This window comes from Pseudomonas sp. S04 (assembly GCF_009834545.1).
In the GTDB taxonomy this organism is placed as follows: domain Bacteria; phylum Pseudomonadota; class Gammaproteobacteria; order Pseudomonadales; family Pseudomonadaceae; genus Aquipseudomonas.
In genome coordinates this window covers 1,990,001-2,011,861 of the sequence record NZ_CP019427.1, presented here as the reverse complement: position 1 = coordinate 2,011,861, position 21,861 = coordinate 1,990,001, and the positions used below count along the sequence as shown (strand labels likewise).

At 60.1% G+C, this 21,861-nt stretch carries 18 protein-coding genes and 2 rRNA genes (1 of these 20 running past the window's edge); 12 read left to right on the top strand and 8 right to left on the bottom strand.

Annotation, left to right across the window (positions count from 1 at the left end; genetic code table 11):
• Positions 1-6: 6 nt before the first annotated feature.
• From PspS04_RS08970 to PspS04_RS08955, 4 genes are all read right to left on the bottom strand, one after another.
• The gene (locus PspS04_RS08970) at positions 7-555 is read right to left on the bottom strand and encodes a cupin domain-containing protein (RefSeq protein WP_027618083.1); all 549 of its coding nucleotides are present in this window, start codon (positions 553-555) and stop codon (positions 7-9) included.
• Positions 556-756: 201 nt separating this feature from the next.
• The gene (locus PspS04_RS08965; protein WP_159998762.1) at positions 757-2,040 is read right to left on the bottom strand and encodes an NAD(P)/FAD-dependent oxidoreductase; all 1,284 of its coding nucleotides are present in this window, start codon (positions 2,038-2,040) and stop codon (positions 757-759) included.
• A 54-nt stretch (positions 2,041-2,094) separates the two neighbouring features.
• Positions 2,095-3,585, bottom strand: coding sequence for an aldehyde dehydrogenase (locus PspS04_RS08960; RefSeq protein ID WP_159994685.1), 1,491 nt, complete (start codon positions 3,583-3,585; stop codon positions 2,095-2,097).
• Positions 3,586-3,728: 143 nt separating this feature from the next.
• Positions 3,729-5,105 (bottom strand): glutamine synthetase family protein, encoded by a 1,377-nt coding sequence (locus PspS04_RS08955; RefSeq protein WP_095171042.1) that lies wholly within the window; start codon positions 5,103-5,105, stop codon positions 3,729-3,731.
• Between the two features lie 280 nt (positions 5,106-5,385).
• On the opposite strand from PspS04_RS08955, the gene PspS04_RS08950 reads away from it, so the two are divergent.
• From PspS04_RS08950 to PspS04_RS08930, 5 genes are all read left to right on the top strand, one after another.
• Positions 5,386-6,147 (top strand): gamma-glutamyl-gamma-aminobutyrate hydrolase family protein, encoded by a 762-nt coding sequence (locus PspS04_RS08950; RefSeq protein ID WP_159994683.1) that lies wholly within the window; start codon positions 5,386-5,388, stop codon positions 6,145-6,147.
• Between the two features lie 236 nt (positions 6,148-6,383).
• Positions 6,384-7,526 (top strand): ABC transporter ATP-binding protein, encoded by a 1,143-nt coding sequence (locus tag PspS04_RS08945; RefSeq protein WP_159994681.1) that lies wholly within the window; start codon positions 6,384-6,386, stop codon positions 7,524-7,526.
• Positions 7,527-7,555: 29 nt separating this feature from the next.
• Positions 7,556-8,437, top strand: a complete 882-nt coding sequence (locus PspS04_RS08940; RefSeq protein WP_174244614.1) for an ABC transporter permease subunit — start codon at positions 7,556-7,558, stop codon at positions 8,435-8,437.
• A complete protein-coding gene (locus PspS04_RS08935; RefSeq protein WP_095171050.1) occupies positions 8,434-9,318 on the top strand; it encodes an ABC transporter permease subunit in 885 nt (294 codons plus the stop codon). The genes PspS04_RS08940 and PspS04_RS08935 overlap by 4 nt, the downstream gene beginning before the upstream one ends.
• Before the next feature lie 88 nt (positions 9,319-9,406).
• Positions 9,407-10,504, top strand: a complete 1,098-nt coding sequence (locus PspS04_RS08930) for a polyamine ABC transporter substrate-binding protein (RefSeq protein WP_095171052.1) — start codon at positions 9,407-9,409, stop codon at positions 10,502-10,504.
• A gap of 158 nt (positions 10,505-10,662) precedes the next feature.
• Here PspS04_RS08930 and PspS04_RS08925 read toward each other — a convergent pair whose 3' ends face one another.
• The gene (locus PspS04_RS08925; RefSeq protein WP_159994679.1) at positions 10,663-13,026 is read right to left on the bottom strand and encodes a DNA polymerase II; all 2,364 of its coding nucleotides are present in this window, start codon (positions 13,024-13,026) and stop codon (positions 10,663-10,665) included.
• 600 nt (positions 13,027-13,626) lie between these two features.
• On the opposite strand from PspS04_RS08925, the gene PspS04_RS08920 reads away from it, so the two are divergent.
• The 6 genes from PspS04_RS08920 to PspS04_RS08895 all read left to right on the top strand — a co-directional run bounded on the left by PspS04_RS08920 (position 13,627) and on the right by PspS04_RS08895 (position 18,222).
• Entirely contained in the window at positions 13,627-13,956 is a 330-nt protein-coding gene (locus tag PspS04_RS08920; protein WP_095171056.1) for a hypothetical protein, read from the top strand.
• A gap of 217 nt (positions 13,957-14,173) precedes the next feature.
• The gene (locus tag PspS04_RS08915; RefSeq protein ID WP_095171058.1) at positions 14,174-14,614 is read left to right on the top strand and encodes a CBS domain-containing protein; all 441 of its coding nucleotides are present in this window, start codon (positions 14,174-14,176) and stop codon (positions 14,612-14,614) included.
• A 163-nt stretch (positions 14,615-14,777) separates the two neighbouring features.
• Positions 14,778-15,374, top strand: a complete 597-nt coding sequence (locus tag PspS04_RS08910; protein ID WP_095171060.1) for a paraquat-inducible protein A — start codon at positions 14,778-14,780, stop codon at positions 15,372-15,374.
• A complete protein-coding gene (locus PspS04_RS08905; protein WP_159994677.1) occupies positions 15,371-16,015 on the top strand; it encodes a paraquat-inducible protein A in 645 nt (214 codons plus the stop codon). The genes PspS04_RS08910 and PspS04_RS08905 overlap by 4 nt, the downstream gene beginning before the upstream one ends.
• Positions 15,996-17,651, top strand: coding sequence for a PqiB family protein (locus PspS04_RS08900; RefSeq protein ID WP_159994675.1), 1,656 nt, complete (start codon positions 15,996-15,998; stop codon positions 17,649-17,651). Before PspS04_RS08905 ends, PspS04_RS08900 begins: the two co-directional genes overlap by 20 nt.
• 16 nt (positions 17,652-17,667) lie before the next feature.
• On the top strand, positions 17,668-18,222 hold the full coding sequence (locus PspS04_RS08895; RefSeq protein WP_159994673.1) for a PqiC family protein: 555 nt from the start codon (positions 17,668-17,670) through the stop codon (positions 18,220-18,222).
• A gap of 9 nt (positions 18,223-18,231) precedes the next feature.
• Here PspS04_RS08895 and PspS04_RS08890 read toward each other — a convergent pair whose 3' ends face one another.
• Positions 18,232-19,200 (bottom strand): hypothetical protein, encoded by a 969-nt coding sequence (locus PspS04_RS08890; RefSeq protein WP_178112606.1) that lies wholly within the window; start codon positions 19,198-19,200, stop codon positions 18,232-18,234.
• 215 nt (positions 19,201-19,415) lie between these two features.
• On the opposite strand from PspS04_RS08890, the gene PspS04_RS08885 reads away from it, so the two are divergent.
• Positions 19,416-19,769 (top strand): DUF2784 domain-containing protein, encoded by a 354-nt coding sequence (locus PspS04_RS08885; RefSeq protein WP_159994671.1) that lies wholly within the window; start codon positions 19,416-19,418, stop codon positions 19,767-19,769.
• 63 nt (positions 19,770-19,832) lie between these two features.
• On the opposite strand, the gene rrf is transcribed toward PspS04_RS08885, so the two are convergent.
• A 5S ribosomal RNA gene (gene rrf, locus PspS04_RS08880) occupies positions 19,833-19,948 on the bottom strand.
• A 170-nt stretch (positions 19,949-20,118) separates the two neighbouring features.
• Positions 20,119-21,861, bottom strand: a 23S ribosomal RNA gene (locus PspS04_RS08875) (it continues 1,148 nt past the right edge of the window).

The window sequence follows — 21,861 nt, the reverse complement described above, 5'->3', positions numbered from 1 at the left end:
TTGCGATCAAAAGTTGGCGGGCGTGTTCGCACTGATGATTTCCGCCTCGTCCGCGCCGATGTTGCGAAACCGGTGCGGCAGCGTGGTCGGAAAGTAATAACCATCCCCGGCGTTCAACACGCTGACCTGGCCATCCACGGTGAGTTCCACGGTACCCCGCGTCACCAACCCGCACTCCTCGCCTTCGGCGTGCACGATCGGCTCTTCGCCCGAGCTGGCGCCCGGTGCGTATTGCTCGCGCAGCAGGCGCATCTGGCGGCTGGGCACCGAGGCGCCGATCAGCAGCAGGCGCAGGCCGTGGCGACCGAGGTCGGGCTGTTCGTTGGCGCGGAAGATGTATTGGTGTTCGCGCGGTGGCTGGTCGAAGGTGAAGAAGTCCGCCAGGGACATGGGGATGCCCTCCAGCAGTTTTTTCAGTGAGCTGACGGAAGGACTGACCCGATTCTGTTCGATCAGGGAGATGGTGGCATTGGTGACGCCGCTACGCCGGGCCAGCTCGCGCTGGGACAGCTTGTAGCTTTCGCGTACTAATTTGAGTCGAGAGCCCGTGTCCATGACAGCCTTATGTGAGAAAAACTTAAGGGTAGTGTGGGGGGATGGCGGGCGACTTGTGTCGCGAAAATCGCCGTTCCTCTGTCCCGAAGACGTGAAAGGCGGCTATTAAATCACGTTTTCCGCCCACGGCTCAGCAGCTTGGAGAAAGGCCGGATAAAAAACCGACGACCTTCCTCAAGACGGCCGTCGGCGAGCGTCAGACTAGATACCGAAACGGTCACGCATCGCGTAGTACACCGCGCCCATGGCGGTCAGTGGGGCCTGGAAGGTGCGGCCACCGAACATCGGCATGTGTGGCAGGGAGGCGAAGGCGTCGAAACGCTCGGCGTCGCCACGGATCATTTCCGCGATCAGCTTGCCGGCCAGGTGCGAACAGGTCACCCCGTGGCCGCTGTAGCCCTGCATGTAATAGGCGTTTTTCTCGATGCGGCCAAATTGCGGCATGCGTGACATGGTCAGCAGGAAGTTGCCGGTCCAGCGGTAGTCGATCTTCACGTCCTTGAGCTGGGGGAAGGTCTTGAGGATTTTCGGCCGGATCAGTTGCTCGATGTCGTCCGGCTCGCGCGCGCCGTAGACCACACCGCCACCATAGAGCAGACGGTTGTCGGCAGTCAGGCGGTAGTAGTCGAGCAGGTAGTTACAGTCTTCGACGCAGTAGTTGTTGCTGATCAGGCTCCTGGCGACTTTTTCCGACAGGGGCTCGGTGACCACGATCTGCGAACCGCAGGGCATGCTCTTGCGGGTGACGCGGTTGTCGAGGTCTTGCGGCAGGTAGGCGTTGCCGGCGATCAACAGGTACTTGGCGCGTACCACGCCCTTGGCCGTGCGCACGACTATGGGTTCGCCGTAGGTGATTTCCACCGCTGCCGACTGCTCGAAGATTTTTCCGCCAAGACTGAGGATGGCAGCCGCTTCGCCCAGGGCCAGGTTCAGCGGATGGACGTGACCACCCTGCATGTCCAGCAGGCCACCGACGTAGTTGCGGGTCCCGACTTCCTTGGCGATCTCTTGCGCGTCGAGCATCCGCAGGTGGTGGTTGCCGTAGCGCTCCCAACCGCTCTTCTGTTCGGCCAGGCCCTTGAGTTGTTTCTTGTTCAGCGCGGCGAAAATGCCACCGGGCTTGTAGTCGCACTGGATGTCGTATTGCTTGATCCGCGAGCGGATGATGTCCGCGCCTTCGAAAATCATGCTGCCCAGCACTTCGGCGGTCTTTTCGCCGTAGCGCTGCTCGATCACATCGACGTCGCGGCTGTAGGAATTGACCAGTTGCCCGCCGTTGCGCCCGCTGGCGCCGTAGCCGACCTTGGCGGCTTCGAGCACCGTGACGCTGTAGCCCGCTTCGCTGAGGAACAACGCCGAGGACAGGCCAGTGTAGCCGGCGCCGATCACACAGACGTCGCATTCCACCAACTCTTCGAGCACCGGGAAGTCGATGATCTCGTTGCGGGTGGCGGCGTAGTAGCTGTTTACATGTTTTTGCATGATTGAGTTCCCGCGCGGTGACACGCCAAAGGCCTGTCACCGCGACTGTCTAATAGGTCAGAGCTTGATCCAGGTGGCTTTGAGCTCGGTGTACTTGTCGAAGGCGTGCAGGGACTTGTCGCGACCGTTGCCCGACTGCTTGAACCCACCGAAGGGCGCGGTCATGTCACCGCCGTCGTACTGGTTGACCCACACGCTGCCGGCGCGCAGGCCCCGGGCGAAGGTGTGGGCCTTGCTCAGGTCGCGGGTCCAGACCCCGGCGGCCAAACCGAAGATGCTGTCGTTGGCGATCTGCAACGCTTCTTCTGCGGTGTCGAAGGTGATCAGCGACAACACTGGGCCGAAGATTTCTTCGCGGGCGATGGTCATGGCGTTGCTCACACCGTCGAAAATCGTCGGCTCCACGTACTGGCCACCGCTGTCCTCGAGGGTGCGGTTGCCGCCGGCGATCAGCTCGGCACCTTGCTCGCGGCCGATGGCGATGTAGCGCAGGATGTTGTCCAATTGACGTTGATCGACCACCGCGCCGACCCGGCTTGTCGGGTCCAGCGCGTGCCCGGGTTGCCAGGCTTGCAGGGCCTCCACCAGCAGCGGGATGAACTGCTGGCGAATCGAGCGCTCCACCAGCAGGCGTGAGCCGGCGGTGCAGACTTCGCCCTGGTTGAAGGCGATGGCACTGGCCGCCGCCTGCGCCGCCGCGCGCAGATCCGGCGCATCGGCAAACACCACGTTCGGACTCTTGCCGCCAGCTTCTAGCCAGACGCGCTTGAGGTTGCTTTGCCCGGCGTAGATCAGCAGCTGCTTGGCAACCGCGGTCGAGCCGGTGAAGGCCAGGACGTCGACGTCCATGTGCAGCGCCAGTGCCTTGCCGACGGTGTGGCCGTAACCCGGCAGGACGTTGAACACGCCCTTGGGGATGCCAGCCTCTAGCGCTAGTTGGGCGATGCGGATGGCCGTCAGCGGGGACTTTTCCGACGGCTTGAGGATGAACGAGTTGCCTGCCGCCAGGGCCGGGGCGAACTTCCAACTGGCCATGATCAACGGGAAGTTCCACGGCACGATGGCCGCCACCACGCCGGACGCTTCGCGGGTCACCAGGCCCAGTTGATCGTGGGGCGTGGCGGCGACTTCGTCGTAGAGTTTGTCGATGGCTTCGGCACTCCAGCGGATCGCGTTGGCGGTCGCTGGAATGTCGATGGCCATGGAATCGCTGATGGGCTTGCCCATGTCCAGGGTTTCCAGCAGCGCCAATTCTTCCTGGTGCGCCAGGATCAGGTCGGCGAAGCGGATCAGGACGCGCTTGCGCTCAGCGGGGGCCAGCTTGCACCAGATACCGGATTCGAACGCCTGGCGGGCGACGAGCACGGCGGCATTGGCGTCGGCTTCATCGGTGCTGGCGACGTTGGCCAGGAAGCGCCCGTCAACCGGGCTGATGCATTCGAAGGTGGCGCCGCTGAGTGCCCGACAGTATTGACCATCGATGAAAGCGCGGCCTTCGATGCTTAAGGACTGGAAGCGTTGCTCCCAGTCGCTGCGAGTGTTTGTCATGGTTGTGACTCGACGCAGGGGAATAGGCTGTGGTCGGACTGAATGCCAGTCCCTTGAGGATTTGCAATGCAATCGCTGTGGGAGGGGGCTTGCCCGCGATTGCGATATCGCGGGCGAGCCCGTTCCCACAGGCACACCAACCATCAGACCGTATGCAGGTACCAGTTGTACTCAAGGTCGGAGATGGAGTTCTCGAACTCGGCCAGCTCGCTTTCCTTGCACGCCACGAACACGTCGATGTACAGCGGGTCGATGTACTTGGCCATGACTTCGCTGTCGTCCAGTTCACGCAGGGCATCGCGCAGGTTGTTCGGCAGGCTCTGCTCGTTCTGCTCGTAGCTGTTGCCTTCGACCGGCGCACCCGGCTCGATCTGGTTGGTCAAGCCGTGGTGAATACCGGCCAGCACCGAAGCCATCAGCAGGTACGGGTTGGCGTCGGCACCGGCCACGCGGTGTTCGATGCGCACGGCGTCCGGCGAACCGGTCGGCACGCGCACGGCCACGGTGCGGTTGTCGATACCCCAGCTCGGCGAGTTCGGCACGTAGAACTGTGCGCCGAACCGGCGGTAGGAGTTGACGTTCGGGCAGAGGAAGGCCATCTGCGCGGGCAGGGTCTCCAGCACACCGCCGATGGCGTGACGCAATGCGGCGTTCTGCTCGGGATCCTCGCTGGCGAAGATGTTGTTGCCGGCCTTGTCGAGGATCGAGATGTGCACGTGCAGACCGTTGCCCGCCTGGCCCGGATACGGCTTGGCCATGAAGGTGGTGTCCATCTCATGGTCGTAGGCGATGTTCTTCACCAGGCGCTTGAGCAGGACCGCATAGTCGCAGGCCTTGATCGGGTCGCTGACGTGATGCAGGTTGACTTCGAATTGCGCCGGGGCACTTTCCTTGACGATGGCATCGGCCGGGATGCCCTGCTCTTTCGCGCCTTCGAGGATGTCCTGCAGGCAGTCGACGTATTCGTCGAGGTCGTCGATCAGGTAAACCTGGGTCGATACCGGACGCTTGCCGGAAACCGGTGAGCGTGGCGACTGCGGACGGCCGTTCACGTTGTCCTGGTCGATCAGGTAGAACTCCAGTTCAAACGCCGCGCAAATGGTCAGGCCGAGGTCGTCGAACTTGCGCACCACGTTGGCCAGCACTTCACGCGGGTCAGCGAAGAACGGCTGGCCTTCGATCTCGTGCATGGTCATCAGCAGTTGCGCGGTTGGGCGCTTCTGCCACGGCTCGATGCTCAAGGTGCCGGGAATCGGGTAGCAGATGCGGTCGGCGTCGCCGATGTCCAGGCCCAGGCCGGTGCTTTCCACCGTGGAACCATTGATGTCGAGGGCGAACAGCGAGGCCGGCAGGTTGATGCCTTTCTCATAGACCTTATGAAGACTGGTGCGCTCGATGCGCTTGCCGCGCACCACACCGTTCATATCCGCAATCAGAAGGTCGACGTACAAAACCTCAGGATATTTCTTAAGGAATGCGTTTGCTTCGTTGAGTTGAACGGTACGCAGGGGGACCGACATGATGCACCTATTAGCTGTTAATTATTATGTTCACTGCACTTTCGGACCTCAGTCAATCCGAAAGGCAAAGTTAAGTCAATAGCGGACAAATAGGCATTTTTGTTGATTTTATTGGTCACCGCAGCCAGCCATCGCTCAACAATCACCCGCAAACCCACAGCCAATCTGAGTTCCAGCGATCCAGCCGTTTAGAATTATTTACATGAGAGTTGTTAAAAAAAATCAACGAGGCTAAGCTCTGGAAAAGCTCGTTCAAGTGTGAAACTTCGAGGTGATAAAAATGGCATTCAAGCCATTGATCGGCGTTACTGCGTGCGTCAAACAGATTGGCCTGCACCCCTACCACGTCAGCGGTGACAAGTACTTGCGTGCTGTCAGCGTCGCGGCGCTGGGGCTGCCTGTGGTCATTCCTTCCCTGGGCAACCTGACTGAAATCGACGACCTGCTCGGTCAACTCGACGGCCTGTTGCTGACCGGCTCGCCATCGAACGTGGAGCCTTTGCACTATCAAGGCCCGGCCAGCGCTCCCGGCACGGATCACGATCCGGCGCGGGACGCCACCACCCTTCCTCTATTGCGTGCTGCCATCGCGGCGGGCGTTCCGGTGCTCGGGATCTGCCGGGGCTTCCAGGAAATGAACGTCGCGTTCGGCGGCAGCCTGCACCAGAAGGTGCATGAGTTGCCGGGCATGCTCGATCACCGCGAAGCAAATCACCCGGACCTGGCGGTGCAATACGCACCGGCCCACGCGGTCAGCGTGCAGCCGGGCGGTGTATTCGAGGCGCTGGAGCTGCCCGCGACATTCCAGGTCAACTCGATTCATAGCCAGGGTATCGACCGGTTGGCGCCAGGCCTGCGTGCCGAGGCTATCGCGCCGGACGGCTTGATCGAGGCGATCTCGGTGACGCACAGCAAGGCCTTCGCCCTCGGCGTGCAATGGCACCCGGAATGGCAAGTGCTGGACAATCCTGCGTACCTGACGATTTTCCAGGCGTTCGGCGCAGCTTGCCGGCAACGGGCGACGCTGCGTCACGCACACTGAGCTAAACCACAACCCGGTATTTCTACCCCCGCGAGTCTGGCGGGCGTGCCTTCGTGCGCCCGTTTCTCGCAATAGCCACACACCGCAATAACAACAAGCACGACCAGGCAGCCAGGACGGCGGTGCCGAACCAGTCGAATCGCCATGCGCACCTCCAGGTGGCACCTGGCGATTGGCAATCAACTATTAAGTCAGGCCGCGTTGGCCCGGCGACTGAAACCTGTTGGGAGTTTCACATGGCAAACGCCTCCAGCATTTACAGGAAGGCTCTTGAGGGTCATCAGCAACCGAAAAAGGTGCTGGTACGAGTCGATCGTGTCACCAAGAAGTTCGACGAAACCACGGCGGTGGACGATGTGTCCCTGGACATCCATCAAGGCGAAATCTTCGCCCTGCTCGGCGGCTCCGGTTCAGGCAAGTCGACCCTGCTGCGCATGCTCGCTGGATTCGAGCGCCCCACCGAAGGACGGATCCTGCTCGACGGCGTCGACATCACCGACATGCCGCCCTACGAGCGGCCGATCAACATGATGTTCCAGTCCTACGCCCTGTTCCCGCACATGACGGTGGCGCAGAACATCGCCTTTGGCCTCAAGCAGGACCGTTTGCCCGCCAGCGAAATCGAAGCCCGCGTCGAGGAGATGCTGCGCCTGGTGCACATGACCCAATACGCCAAGCGCAAGCCACACCAACTGTCCGGTGGCCAGCGCCAACGTGTCGCCCTCGCCCGCTCCCTGGCCAAGCGGCCCAAGCTGCTGCTGCTCGACGAGCCGATGGGGGCGCTGGATAAAAAGCTGCGCTCGCAGATGCAGCTGGAACTGGTGGAAATCATCGAGCGGGTCGGCGTGACCTGCGTGATGGTGACCCACGACCAGGAAGAGGCCATGACCATGGCCGAACGTATCGCCATCATGCACCTGGGCTGGATCGCGCAGATCGGCAGCCCGGTGGACATCTATGAAGCCCCGGTGAGCCGCATGGTCTGCGAGTTCATCGGCAACGTGAACGCCTTCGACGGCACGGTGGTGGAAGACCTGGAAGGCCACGCGATCATTCACTGCCCGGACCTGGAACAGCAGATCTACGTCGGCCATGGCGTCAGCACCTCGGTGCAGGACAAGTCGATCACCTACGCCATCCGCCCGGAAAAAATGCTGGTCAGCAGCACAAAACCCGAGAGCCGCTACAACTGGTCCCGGGGTAAGGTGCAGGACATTGCCTACCTCGGCGGGCACTCGGTGTTCTATGTCGAGCTGCCTGGCGGCAAGGTCGTCCAGTCGTTCATGGCCAACGCCGAGCGCCGCGGCGCCCGCCCGACCTGGGACGATCAGGTCTACGTCTGGTGGGAAGACGACAGCGGCGTGGTACTGCGCGCATGAACACTCTCACTCAGCAGTTCCAGCGGTTTCTGCCCAGTGGGCGCAAAGTCGTGATCGGCCTGCCGTTCCTGTGGCTGTTCCTGTTCTTCATGCTGCCGTTCTTCCTGGTGATGAAGATCAGTTTTTCCGAAGCCGCACTGGCTATTCCGCCCTACTCCGAGATCTACAGCTTCGCCGAGCAGAAGTTCGAACTGATGCTCAACCTGGGCAACTACACGATGCTCGCCGCCGATGAGTTGTATATCTCGGCGTACCTGGGCTCGTTGAAAGTCGCCTTGCTCAGCACCGTGATGTGCCTGGTGCTTGGCTTCCCGATGGCCTACGCGATTTCCAAGGCCAGCAAGGAGGCGCAGAACGTGCTGTTGCTGCTGATCATGATGCCGACCTGGACGGCGATCCTGATTCGCGTCTATGCGTGGATGGGCATCTTGAGCAACAACGGCCTGCTCAATGGCTTCCTGATGTGGACCGGCTTGACCTCGCACCCGATCGAAATCCTCAACACCAACACTGCGGTGTACATCGGCGTGGTCTACGCCTACCTGCCGTTCATGGTGCTGCCGCTGTACGCCAACCTGGTCAAGCATGACCAGAGCCTGCTGGAAGCCGCGTCCGACCTGGGTTCGAGCACCTTCAACAGCTTCTGGAAGATCACCGTGCCGCTGGCCAGGAACGGCATCATCGCAGGCTGCATGCTGGTGTTCATCCCGGTGGTGGGCGAGTTTGTGATTCCGGAACTGCTGGGCGGCCCGGAAACCCTGATGATCGGTCGCGTGCTGTGGCAAGAGTTCTTCAACAACCGTGACTGGCCGGTGGCATCCGCCCTGGCGGTGGTGATGCTGGCGATCCTGATCGTGCCGATCATTCTGTTCAACCGCAGCCAGGCCAAAGAGATGGAGGGACGGGCATGAAGCGTTTCGGATTTTCCCGATTGATGCTGGTATTGGGCCTGGCGTTCATCTACCTGCCCATGCTGATTCTGGTGATTTACTCGTTCAACGCCTCGAAACTGGTAACGGTCTGGGGCGGCTGGTCGGTGAAGTGGTACGTCGGCCTGCTGGACAACAGCCAACTGATGGGCTCGGTACTGCGCTCGCTGGAAATCGCCTGCTACACCGCGATTGCCGCGGTGGCGCTGGGGACGTTGGCCGCGTTCGTGCTGACCCGGGTCACCCGCTTCAAGGGTCGCACCCTGTTTGGCGGCCTGGTCACCGCGCCGTTGGTGATGCCAGAAGTGATCACCGGCCTGTCGTTGTTGCTGCTGTTCGTGGCCATGGCACAGATGATCGGCTGGCCGATGGAACGTGGCATCGTCACCATCTGGATCGCCCACACCACATTTTGTGCCGCCTATGTGGCAGTGGTAGTCTCCGCGCGTTTGCGCGAACTGGACCTGTCGATCGAAGAAGCGGCGATGGACCTGGGGGCACGGCCGTTGAAGGTGTTCTTCCTGATCACCATCCCGATGATCGCGCCCTCGCTGGCAGCGGGCGGCATGATGTCGTTCGCCTTGTCGCTGGATGACCTGGTCCTGGCCAGCTTCGTCTCGGGCCCGGGGTCCACGACCTTGCCGATGGAAGTGTTCTCGGCGGTGCGTCTTGGGGTCAAACCCGAGATCAACGCGGTGGCCAGCCTGATTTTGCTGGCAGTATCGCTGGTGACCTTCCTGGTCTGGTACTTCAGCCGCAAGGCCGAAGCCAATCGCAAACGGGCGATCCAGGACGCCATGGACCAGACCGCCAGTGAATCCTGGCAGCCCGCCGCCAAGCCCATGACTGGCGCAACGGCCTGATGCCCGCTGGCGAGAGAGCACGCTTGCTCGCCAGCGGTTTTACCCACGCTTTACGTTATTCGTATAAGAAGAAAATGGAGCTGTACCGATGAAAATGCTTGGCAGGACTCTGCTGACACTGTCCTTATTGGGCGCGATTGCCACGGGCGCCCAGGCCAATGACAAGGTTCTGCGCGTCTACAACTGGTCCGACTATATCGCCCCGGACACCGTCAAGAAGTTCGAAGACGAGACGGGCATCAGCGTGACCTACGATGTCTTCGACAGCAACGAAACCCTTGAGGCACGCCTGCTCGCCGGTAAATCCGGATACGACATCGTGGTGCCGTCCAACAGCTTCCTGGCCAAGCAGATCAAGGCCGGGGTCTACCAGACGCTGGACAAGTCAAAACTGTCGAACTGGAAGAACCTCAACCCGGTGCTGCTGAAAAACGCAGCGGCCAGCGACCCGGACAACGGCCACGCTTTCCCCTACATGTGGGGCTCGATCGGCATCGGCTTCAACCCGGACAAGGTTCGCGAAGTATTGGGCGCCGACGCCCCGGTGAATTCCTGGGACCTGCTGTTCAAGCCCGAGAACGCAGCCAAGCTCAAGGCCTGCGGCATCAGCTTCCTCGACTCGCCCACCGAAATGCTCCCGGCCGCCCTGCACTACCTGGGCTACCCGGTGAACACCCAGGACAAGCAGCAGATCAGCGAAGCCGAAGCGCTGTTCATGAAGATTCGCCCGTCGGTGGCGTACTTCCATTCGTCCAAGTACATCTCCGACCTGGCCAACGGCAATATCTGCGTGGCGGTCGGTTATTCCGGCGACGTGCTGCAAGCCAAGGCCCGCGCCGAGGAAGCCGGGGGCAAGGTCAAGGTCGACTACAGCATTCCCAAGGAAGGCGCCGGCAGCTTCTATGACATGGTCGCCATCCCGCGGGATGCGGCCAACGTCGACAATGCCTACCAGTTCATGAACTTCCTGATGCGCCCGGACATCATGGCCGAGATCACCAACAGCGTCGGCTACAGTAACGCCAACGCGGCCGCGACTCCGCTGGTGGACGAAGCGATTCGCAACGACCCGGGTTCGTATCCCTCGCAAGCGGTGATGGCGACCCTGTATGCCGTGCCGGACATGCCCATCGCCACGCAACGGATCATGACCCGCGGCTGGACCCGGGTAAAACTCGGCAAGTAAACCTGCCGCGCCCGTTCATGCAACAGCGCTGTTGCCACACGAACGGTAGGAGCAAGCGCTCGCGAAAAACGTCAACGATAACGCGTGTATTCAATGTAAACGCGGCGCCTTTGAGTTCTTCGCGAGCAAGCTCGCTCCTACAACAAAGGCAGCCTTGCCTAGAACAAGCCCATCTGCCCGCCAACCAGGGTGCTGAAGTCGTCGTCGACAAACGGCAGGATCGCATCCGCCACCGGCTGCAGTTGGCGGCTGACGTAATGCTCATAGTCGATCGGTGCGCTGCGGGTTTCCAGGGGTTCGGGACCGGCGACGGTGATCAGGTAGCTGATCCAGCCACCCCGCTGGTACTGGCGCGGTCGCCCCTGCTGGGCGTTGTACTCGTCGGCGATGCGTGCCGCCCGCACATGGGGCGGTACGTTGCGTTCATAGTCGTCCAGGGGCCGACGCAGGCGCTTGCGGTAGATCAGCAATTGATCCTGCTCGCCGGCTACGGTGGCGCGGACGAACTCACGCACATAGTCCTGATAGGGCTGGCGGTGGAAGATGCGCGAGTAGAGTTCCTGCTGGAACTGCCGGGCCAGCGGCGACCAGTCGGTGCGCACGGTCTCCAGGCCTTTGTAGACCATTTGCTCGCTGCCGTCGGCATGCATCACCAAGCCGGCGTAGCGCTTCTTGCTGCCCTCCTCTGCCCCTCGGATGGTCGGCATCAGGAAACGCCGGAAATGGGTTTCGTATTGCAGCTCCAGCACACTGTGCAAGCCGAACTCGGCCAGCAGGTGTTCGCGCCACCACTGGTTGACGTGGGCCACCAGGGCGTGACCGATCTGCGCCGCTTCTTCCTGGCCGTGGGCCCGGCGCAACCAGACGAACGTGGAGTCGGTGTCGCCGTAGATCACCGCATGGCCCTGGGCTTCGATCAGTTGCCGGGTGCGCTGCATGATCTCGTGTCCACGCAGGGTGATCGAGGATGCCAGGCGGGTGTCGAAGAATCGGCAGCCGCTGGAACCCAGCACGCCGTAGAAGGCGTTCATGATGATCTTCAGCGCCTGGGACAGCGGCGCGTTCTGTTCACGCTTGGCCACTTCCCGGCCTTCGGAAACGCGCGCGACGATGGCCGGCAGGCAATGCCGGGTCCGCGAGAACCGCGCCCCGCGAAAGCCTGGCACCGACTCACTGTCGTCCGGGTGACGCAGGCCTTCGATCAGGCCTACGGGATCAATCAGGAAGGTGCGGATGATCGAGGGGTACAGGCTCTTGTAGTCGAGCACCAGCACCGACTCGTACAGGCCCGGCTGCGAATCCATGACAAACCCGCCGGGGCTGGCCTGGGGTGGGCGCTCGCCCTGGTTCGGCGCAACAAACCCCTGGCGATGCATCAGCGGCATGTACAGGTGGGTGAAGGCCGCCACCGAGCCGCCACTGCGGTCGGCGGGCAGTCCGGTGACACTGGCCCGCTCCAGCAGGAAGGTCAGCAGTTCGGTCTTGGCGAAGATCCGCGTCACCAGCTCACAGTCCTTGAGGTTGTAGCGCGCCAGGGCCGGCTTGTCCTCGGCGAACATGCGGTTGATTTCGTCCATGCGCTGGTAGGGGTTGTCGATGGACTTGCCTTCACCGAGCAGGGTCTGTGCGACGTTCTCCAGGCTGAACGAGGGGAAACTCCAGGTCGCCGAACGCAGGGACTCGATGCCGTCGATGATCAGCCGGCCTGCCGCGGCGGCAAAATAGTGATTGTTGCCCGAGCCGTGTTCACGCCACTGCATCTCCTCGCCACCACGTCCCAGGCGCAACGGCACCGCCAGGCGCCGGGCATGCTCGTGCAGCACCCGCAGGTCAAACTGCACCAGGTTCCAGCCGATGATCGCGTCAGGGTCGTGTTGGGCGAACCATTGGTTGAGTTTCTTCAACAGCGTGGCCCGCGAGTCGCAGTACTCCAGGTCGAAGTCGACGGCGCCGGCCTCGCCGTTGGGTGCGCCGAGCATGTAGACCTGGCGCTGCCCGCAACCTTCAAGGGCAATCGAGTACAACTCGGCTTGCTCGGTGGTCTCGATGTCCAACGACACCAGCTTCAGGCGTGGACGGTAATCCGGCGCTGGCTTGAGATGGGTTTCGAGCAACAGGTCACCGTCGCCGGCCGTACCGCTGAACGACACGGGGGCGGTGATGAAGCGCTCCATCAGGTAGCGCTCCGGCGGGCGGATGTCAGCCTCGAAAACTTCGACGCCCGCCCGGCGCAGCACCGACTCCAGGTGCATCAACTGGCGGTGTTGCGGGCAGTACAGACCGAACACCGGGCGGTGCTGGAAGTCCTGCAACCCCAGAGGCCGCAGTTCCACACCCGGCTCGCCGCGCACCAGTTCCTGGGTGCGTTCACGGTACAGTTCCGGGATAAACGCCACCGAGGTCTGCACGGGCAGGCGCACCTGGCGCGGCCCGGCATTGGTCGCCAGCCAGAACTCCACGTAGGTGCCGGTCGGGGTGTCGCGCCAATGCCGGGTCAGGACGAAGCCCTGCTGTAAATCCACCGCAACAACCTCGAAGATGATTGGCCTTCGATTCTACGCGTCATTGCTGCTTCACGTGACCTTTGCATGAGTGACGCAAGGGATTGTAGGACAAGGTTAAATCCCTCCTCGCAGGCCTCGATATTATTTTTGTAGTGAATGAAATATTTCACTACAAAACCGTTGACGAGGAGTTTTTCCCCTTGCATGATGCAGACACCTCCCCGATCGGGAGCACAGGCAAAAGTGTTGTGAAAAGGCTCGACTGACCGCCGAGCTGTTCCCGGATGTGTACTGCCCACAAGGCAGATTGATGAAGCTGACCTGGCATGTGCGTCCACTACACGGACGAGAAACGCCGGCGATCAATCCTCAAGATGCTTGTGGCCGAGTAAGTGGTATCGGTAGCAACTTCCAGGCAATCGTCGTTTCTCCCCCGCTGTGCCGCAAGTGCGTAGCAGTTTCTCGGCAAGACTACATGCATCCTGCTCAAGGCCCTGCCGATATTCGGCAGACAACCACTGTCGCCCTGGTTTCGGTACCAGATATCAACTTACCGAAGTAGAGAAGTGAATTAGCGAATCAACTAGACAGATCAAACATTGGTCAAGGGGCTTTAACATGAATCTGAACAATCAACCGACTATTGATGAACTGGCTCGTATGTTCGCAGCGCATAAAGACAGCCACGACAGCCATATCCTGTGGATTGCCAAATCTGGCCAGGTGCATATCGACTGCCTGTCGCCCCACGCCCATGAAGACGAGTTCGCCAAGAACAACCATGACTTGCGTGCCCGACTGAAGATGTACCGTCGCGGCCAGGGTTATGTCGGCAAAAAAGCCGCCGCCGACAAAGACTATGTCGGTCGCGTTCTGGCCACTCTGACCCAGGAGTGGCAGCACCTGCAGGCCAAACCTGAAGTGTGTGTCATCGACCGCTACTGCTGAGTTGTTCTGCACAGCCGCTGATGACGTTTACCCGTTGTCAGCGGCTTTTTTGTCGCTGTTTTTCGCCAGCCAAGGCTGATGCCACACCTCGATGACGCAGACAGAGCAGGTAAATGCCGCTTTGCCTACTTGCTCCACAGGCTGGCGTCTATGATTCTGTATGGGTGTCCGGGCGTAAGGCGCCTGCCAACCATTACCACCTCGCAGAGGCTCCTCCATGAAGACAGTCGCGCAACTGCTCAAGCTCAAGGCCCAGCAGAACCAGCAGGTCCACACCATCAATTCCCATCAGATGGTGCTGGAAGCGCTGATGGTGATGGCGGCAAAAAACGTCGGCGCCCTACCGGTGCTCGAAGACGGCAATATTGTCGGGGTGATCAGCGAACGGGACTACGCGCGCAAGCTGGTACTCAAGGGCCGCTCCTCGGTCGGCACGCCGGTCAGTGAAATCATGAACTCGCCGGTGATCACCGTAGACTCCCATCAAAGCGTGCAGACCTGCATGAACATCATGACCGACAAGCACCTGCGCCACTTGCCGGTGGTCGAGGACGGCCAGTTGCTGGGCTTGCTGTCGATCGGCGACCTGGTCAAGGAAGCCATTGCCGAACAGGCCGAGCTGATCCAGCAGTTGGAGCAGTACATTCGCGGCGAGTAACTAGCCCTTTCTCTTATGGGCTGCGCGCCCTCATGGCGAGGACGCGCAGTTTTTCGTTTCAGCCAGGTGCTGGCCTCGGCAAACTTTATATTTGCTCTATGGCGAGGCACTTCTATATTCATTTAACGCCCCTGAAGCTTCTGCCTCCCCTTGAGTGCTAACCATGGCCAGGACTGACACACTGATCATCTGTGAGCACTGCGATGGCGTGTATGAAAAAGCCACGCTTGCCAAACACCAGACTGCCCTGTGCCAGCGCTGTGGCGGTGTGCTGCAGCGCTACAACGGCCTGTCGGTACAACAACGCCTGGCGCTGACCCTGACAGCCGCGGTGCTGTGGGTGTTCGCCAACTTCTATCCGGTGATGAGCATCAGCCTGAAGGGCCTGAAGAACAGTGCCACGCTCTGGGACTCGGTGGTGGCCCTGAGTGATGGGCCGATTACCTTCATCGCCCTGGTGGCGGCCATCTCCATCATCATTGCGCCAGTTTTCCAGTTGTTGCTGTTGATCTGGGTCTTGAGTTTCGCCCTGGCGTCCCGGCGCTCGCCGGCCTTCAAACTGTGTATGCGCTGGCTGGAAACGCTGCGGCCATGGAGCATGCTCGAGGTCTGCTTGCTGGGGGCCATGGTGGCAGTGTTCAAACTCGCCGGCCTGCTGGATGTGGTGCCAGGCTTGGGTCTGTTTGCCCTGGCAATCCTGAGCCTGTTGCTGATCCGCATTGCCGGACGCGATGTACGCGAACTGTGGGACATCCTATGAACACCCTGCCCGAGGCACGCGACCTCAACCTGTGCCTATGTCACAGCTGTGGCCTGGCTTGCGACATGCGCGACGAACCCCACACATGTGAGCGCTGCGATGCGCCGTTGCACCGACGCAAAACCAACTCCCTGGCCCGAACCTGGGCCTTTCTGCTGGCGGCCCTGGTGTTCTACATCCCGGCCAACCTGTTGCCGGTGATGAACACCAGCATGCTCGGCAGCGGTGCCGACAGCACCATCATTGGCGGGGTGCTGGAGTTCTGGGAACACGGCGCCTGGGACATCGCGCTGATTATTTTCATTGCCAGTATCGCCGTCCCGGGGGTCAAGTTTGTTGCCCTCAGCCTGCTCCTGGTGACGGCGCAACGTGGCAGTCTCTGGGCGCGTAAAGAACGCTCGAAGCTGTATCGCTTCGTCGAACTGATCGGTTACTGGTCCATGCTCGACGTGATCGTCGTGGCACTGGTAGCCGCACTGGTGAAATTCCAGGCGCTGGGGGATATCGAGCCACGGGCCGGCATTCTGTTCTTTGGCATGGTGGTGGTGTTCACCATGCTGTCAGCCATGAGTTTTGACCCACGCCTGATCTGGGACAACCGACAATCCGAGGAGGTCATGGATGCAATCGCGAGCCACTGACGGGCAGCAAGCACCCGGCACAGCCAACATCAAGACCCGGCGCTGGAGCGTTTCGCTGGTGTGGATCGTGCCGATCGTGGCCGTGCTGGTGGGGATTTCCCTGGTGATCCACAACGTAATGCAGCAAGGGCCAGTGATCGTCCTCAACTTCAAGACCGGGCAAGGCCTGACCGCCAACAAGACCGAGGTCAAGTACCGTAACGTGGTGGTTGGCCATGTCTCGGAGGTCGAGCTCAGTGACGACCAGAAAAGCGTCAATGCCACGGTGAAACTGGCCAAGCAGGCCGAGTCCTTCACCCGCAAGGACTCGAAGTTCTGGGTAGTGCGCCCGCGCATTGGCGCCGGCGGGGTATCGGGTATCGACACCCTGCTGTCCGGCGACTTTATCGGCGCCGACGCTGGCCAGTCGAACGATCGCGCCAAGACCTTTATCGGCCTCGAAGCACCGCCGCCCATTACCTATGGCGAGCCCGGCAAGCGCTTCATGCTGCGCACCCGGGACCTTGGCTCACTGGATATTGGCTCGCCGGTCTATTACCGCAAGATTCCCGTGGGACAGGTGGTGGCCTATGCCCTGGACGCTGATGGCAAAGGGGTGAACATCGAGGTGTTCGTCACCTCGCCAAACGATGTCTATGTCACCAATAACACCCGCTTCTGGAACGCCAGCGGCATCGATGTCGAAGTGGGCGCCAATGGCTTCGCGGTCAAGACCGAGTCACTCTCTGCCCTGTTGCTGGGGGGCATCACCTTCCGCGCTCCCGACTACAGCCCCGACGACAAACCGGCCGTCGAAGACACCAGCTACGAGCTGTTCGAGGACCAGAAAAGCGCACTCGCCCCGCCCAATGGCAAGCCGCAATTCCTCGCCCTGCGCTTCGATCAACCCTTGCGTGGGCTGAAGGTCGACGCGCCTGTTGAGTTCCAGGGACTGGAAATTGGCAAGGTGGTGGCGATCAACCTGGATTTCGATGAGAAGACCCGCAGCTTTCCGATCAATGTCGGCATCGTCATCTATCCGCAACGCCTGGGCCGTGCGCACCTGAAAATGCTCGCCGCACTCAAGCATGATCCCGATGACGAACAGGCCGGGATCCGGCTCATGGGTACCTTCGTCGAGAACGGCCTGCGCGCCCAGGCCCGTAGCGGCAACCTGTTGACCGGGCAGTTGTATATCGCCCTGGAATTCTTCCCGAAAGCGCCAAAAGTCGTCTTCGATGCCACTGCGCGCCCAGTGATGATCCCGACCGTGCCAGCCAGTCTTGAGCAGTTGCAGGAGCAATTGCAGTCCATGGTGGAGAAGATCAACAAACTGCCGATCGAGCGGATCGCCAACAACCTGGACGCCAACCTGACGGAAATGCGCAAAGGCATCAAGCAATTCAGCGGGAAAACTCTCCCTGGGGTACAGGACACCTTGCAAGAGGTGAGCAAAACCCTGCAGTCGGCCAACTCGACCCTCGCCGAAGACTCACCACAACGTGAGCAACTGACCCAGACCCTGGATGAACTGGGGCGTATGTCACGCTCGCTGCGTGAATTGTCCGACTACTTGAGCAGAAATCCGGAATCCTTGCTACGCGGCCGTCCGAAAGATGCCCCGGCGCAAAATCTGCAACCGTCTTCGAGCCGCTGACCACAGGAGCAGGTCCATGTCTTTGTCGTTGAGAGTGTCGTTGCTCAGTGCACTGTTGCTACTTGCGGCGTGCCGCAGTGACCCGATTCATTACCACACGTTGCTCCCGGCGCAACCAGCCCCGGGCGCCCATGGGTCGGCGAACATCCAGTTCGAGCAGATCAGCGTGCCGCCCCAGGTCGACCGTCCACAAATGGTCATTCGCCAAGGCAGCAGCGGCTTGGCGATTCTGGAGACACAATGGTGGGGGGCGAGTCTGGTGGATGAGTTACGCAATGCCCTGGTCGACCAACTGTCCAGCCCCGTCGCTGGGCCCAAGCTGTCTTTACGCCTGGATGTGCAGCGCTTCGATTCAGTCCCAGGGCAGTACGCGCTTATCGATGCGCAATGGCGCCTGCGTATCGAAGAGGGAAAAACCGGCGAGAGCTTCCTCAATTGCCGCACCACCGTGCAGACGCCCTCGGGCCCGAGTATCGACGACCTGGTGGTGGCTCAACAGAACAACGTGAAACGCCTGGCCGCAGCCATCAGCCAGGCGGCCACTACTACTCGCTGCCCTACCTCACCATGAACAGCCGGCTCACTGGACTGCGCTACCAGGGGTGTCAGGGCTGAACACTTCACCCTGCTTGGGCGCTACCAACGGGCCAGCTCTCAGGCCACCTTCGATTTGCCGGGAGATGTAGTTGACCCCGGCCATCACCCCGTTGGTCTCGTTCTCCATCAGGCCCAGCCATGCCTTGTCGAAGGCGGCATTCAAGCTTCTGCGCATTTGCGCTTGCGCTTCGGGTCGGTCGCTTTCATTGGACATGGCACCGATGCCCAGCGAGACCACCGATATCACCGCACCTGCTACCCGACCGACGGCCGCTGCCACCGCGCTGGCGACGCTGCGCGAGGCAATCTGCGCCTCGAGCCGTTCACTGGCGCGCTTGGCCACTGACGAGATCCCAGCGTCCGACAACCCGGCCCCTGCCCCACTATTGGAGCCGCGTACTTGCTCGATCAGGGCCAGATAAGCCGGCAATCGGTTGACTGGTTCGGTGTGGACGATCTGATACAGCGAAGCATTGCGCGCAGGTGGCGGTGCCAGGGTGATGGCGGGTATCCGGTTGAGACGCTGGTCGAATTGATCCTGGGGCACGGCGTAATGCTCCTGGATCTCCCCCAGATGGGCACTGAGCATCTGCAGGTACAGGGTGACGGCGTCGCCCATGATCACGTTAGGGTCTGTGACCTTGGCCACCGGATCCAGCACGCGCTCGTGGTACTGCTCCTGCAGGTACAGGCTCAAGCGGTTGACCACTGTATCCTTCTCGTCCTTGGCGCTGAGCTTGTACCAGCCCACTTTCATGCCCAGCCATTGCTGGGTCCAATAGCCGGTAAACCAGGGAATGAAGTCGCTCTCGGTGCGCTGGAACACCTGCTCGCGCCACCGTTCCATGGCTTTGCGCGTGTACTGGCGGACCGTTTCCCTGGAGGACAACGAGACAGTTTCGATGTCTTTATCAATCTGCTGCCAGGTCGCGTCCGTGATCACTACTTGCACCGTCGGTTCGACGCGACGCGCAGTCGAGCATCCAGCCAGTAATATGACCAGTAAAGTAAAAAACAGGACACGCCGATTCAAGATCGCAGTCCTCCCCGCAAATGACACGACAGCCGTAGCCACGCATCAATGCGAATCGAACGCCTGGCATTTTGGGTCACGGTACGGTGAGTATAGGTGGTGAAGAACCTACTCAATTACCGACGGGAGGCACCATGCTCTATCGACTGACGGCTGACGGCCTGCTGCTCGTGCATTTGCTGTTCATTCTGTTCGTCCTGTGCGGCGCCCTGCTCGCGTTCAAATGGCGCCCGGTGATCTGGTGGCACCTGCCAGCGGTAGTGTGGGGCACCCTGGTTGAAGTCTGCCACTGGAGCTGCCCCCTGACCCGCTGGGAAAACCTCATGCGCCGCAGTGCCGGCCAGGCCGGGTATGAGGAGAGTTTCATCGAACATTACCTGTGGCCCCTGATTTACCCCGCTGGGCTGACGCCTAGTATCCAGCTAGGCCTCGGTGGCCTGGTGGTGCTGGTCAATGGACTGATCTACCTACGCCTGGCCAGGCGCTGAGCTTTCTCGCGGACAAAAACAAAACCCCTACCTGCATACGCAGATAGGGGTTTCGGAATTTAATCTTGACGATGACCTACTCTCACATGGGGAAACCCCACACTACCATCGGCGATGCATCGTTTCACTGCTGAGTTCGGGATGGGATCAGGTGGTTCCAATGCTCTATGGTCGTCAAGAAATTCGGGTACTGAGTCGTGGCCAGAGGGCCTCGCTTCAGCAAATTGAGTATGTGATAGCTTTCGGTGTTGTGCGTTGCTTCGAGCAGATTCGAACTTTCGGTTCGTTTCGTCTTCACACACCGCAATCTGATGCTTCTTTCGAAGTAGTCAAATTGCTTGGGTGTTATATGGTCAAGCCTCACGGGCAATTAGTATTGGTTAGCTCAACGCCTCACAGCGCTTACACACCCAACCTATCAACGTCGTAGTCTTCGACGGCCCTTCAGGGGACTCAAGGTCCCAGTGAGATCTCATCTTGAGGCTAGTTTCCCGCTTAGATGCTTTCAGCGGTTATCTATTCCGAACATAGCTACCCGGCAATGCCACTGGCGTGACAACCGGAACACCAGAGGTTCGTCCACTCCGGTCCTCTCGTACTAGGAGCAGCCCCTCTCAAATCTCAAACGTCCACGGCAGATAGGGACCGAACTGTCTCACGACGTTCTAAACCCAGCTCGCGTACCACTTTAAATGGCGAACAGCCATACCCTTGGGACCGGCTTCAGCCCCAGGATGTGATGAGCCGACATCGAGGTGCCAAACACCGCCGTCGATATGAACTCTTGGGCGGTATCAGCCTGTTATCCCCGGAGTACCTTTTATCCGTTGAGCGATGGCCCTTCCATACAGAACCACCGGATCACTAAGACCTACTTTCGTACCTGCTCGACGTGTCTGTCTCGCAGTCAAGCGCGCTTTTGCCTTTATACTCTACGACCGATTTCCGACCGGTCTGAGCGCACCTTCGTACTCCTCCGTTACTCTTTAGGAGGAGACCGCCCCAGTCAAACTACCCACCATACACTGTCCTCGATCCGGATAACGGACCTGAGTTAGAACCTCAAAGTTGCCAGGGTGGTATTTCAAGGTTGGCTCCACGCAGACTGGCGTCCACGCTTCAAAGCCTCCCACCTATCCTACACAAGCAAATTCAAAGTCCAGTGCAAAGCTATAGTAAAGGTTCACGGGGTCTTTCCGTCTAGCCGCGGATACACTGCATCTTCACAGCGATTTCAATTTCACTGAGTCTCGGGTGGAGACAGCGCCGCCATCGTTACGCCATTCGTGCAGGTCGGAACTTACCCGACAAGGAATTTCGCTACCTTAGGACCGTTATAGTTACGGCCGCCGTTTACCGGGGCTTCGATCAAGAGCTTCGCGTTAGCTAACCCCATCAATTAACCTTCCGGCACCGGGCAGGCGTCACACCCTATACGTCCACTTTCGTGTTTGCAGAGTGCTGTGTTTTTAATAAACAGTCGCAGCGGCCTGGTATCTTCGACCGGCGTGGGCTTACGGAGCAAGTCCTTCACCCTCACCGGCGCACCTTCTCCCGAAGTTACGGTGCCATTTTGCCTAGTTCCTTCACCCGAGTTCTCTCAAGCGCCTTGGTATTCTCTACCCAACCACCTGTGTCGGTTTGGGGTACGGTTCCTGGTTACCTGAAGCTTAGAAGCTTTTCTTGGAAGCATGGCATCAACCACTTCGTGTTCTAAAAGAACACTCGTCATCAGCTCTCGGCCTTAGAATCCCGGATTTACCTAAGATTCCAGCCTACCACCTTAAACTTGGACAACCAACGCCAAGCTGGCCTAGCCTTCTCCGTCCCTCCATCGCAATAACCAGAAGTACAGGAATATTAACCTGTTTTCCATCGACTACGCTTTTCAGCCTCGCCTTAGGGACCGACTAACCCTGCGTCGATTAACGTTGCGCAGGAAACCTTGGTCTTTCGGCGTGGGTGTTTTTCACACCCATTGTCGTTACTCATGTCAGCATTCGCACTTCTGATACCTCCAGCAAGCTTCTCAACTCACCTTCACAGGCTTACAGAACGCTCCTCTACCGCATCACCTAAGTGATACCCGTAG

Coding starts and splice junctions, on each gene's coding strand:
- PspS04_RS08970 (WP_027618083.1), bottom strand. CDS start 555: ATGGACACGGGCTCTCGACTCAAATTAGTACGCGAAAGCTACAAGCTG.
- PspS04_RS08960 (WP_159994685.1), bottom strand. CDS start 3,585: ATGACAAACACTCGCAGCGACTGGGAGCAACGCTTCCAGTCCTTAAGC.
- PspS04_RS08955 (WP_095171042.1), bottom strand. CDS start 5,105: ATGTCGGTCCCCCTGCGTACCGTTCAACTCAACGAAGCAAACGCATTC.
- PspS04_RS08950 (WP_159994683.1), top strand. CDS start 5,386: ATGGCATTCAAGCCATTGATCGGCGTTACTGCGTGCGTCAAACAGATT.
- PspS04_RS08945 (WP_159994681.1), top strand. CDS start 6,384: ATGGCAAACGCCTCCAGCATTTACAGGAAGGCTCTTGAGGGTCATCAG.
- PspS04_RS08935 (WP_095171050.1), top strand. CDS start 8,434: ATGAAGCGTTTCGGATTTTCCCGATTGATGCTGGTATTGGGCCTGGCG.
- PspS04_RS08930 (WP_095171052.1), top strand. CDS start 9,407: ATGAAAATGCTTGGCAGGACTCTGCTGACACTGTCCTTATTGGGCGCG.
- PspS04_RS08920 (WP_095171056.1), top strand. CDS start 13,627: ATGAATCTGAACAATCAACCGACTATTGATGAACTGGCTCGTATGTTC.
- PspS04_RS08915 (WP_095171058.1), top strand. CDS start 14,174: ATGAAGACAGTCGCGCAACTGCTCAAGCTCAAGGCCCAGCAGAACCAG.
- PspS04_RS08910 (WP_095171060.1), top strand. CDS start 14,778: ATGGCCAGGACTGACACACTGATCATCTGTGAGCACTGCGATGGCGTG.
- PspS04_RS08905 (WP_159994677.1), top strand. CDS start 15,371: ATGAACACCCTGCCCGAGGCACGCGACCTCAACCTGTGCCTATGTCAC.
- PspS04_RS08900 (WP_159994675.1), top strand. CDS start 15,996: ATGCAATCGCGAGCCACTGACGGGCAGCAAGCACCCGGCACAGCCAAC.
- PspS04_RS08895 (WP_159994673.1), top strand. CDS start 17,668: ATGTCTTTGTCGTTGAGAGTGTCGTTGCTCAGTGCACTGTTGCTACTT.
- PspS04_RS08885 (WP_159994671.1), top strand. CDS start 19,416: ATGCTCTATCGACTGACGGCTGACGGCCTGCTGCTCGTGCATTTGCTG.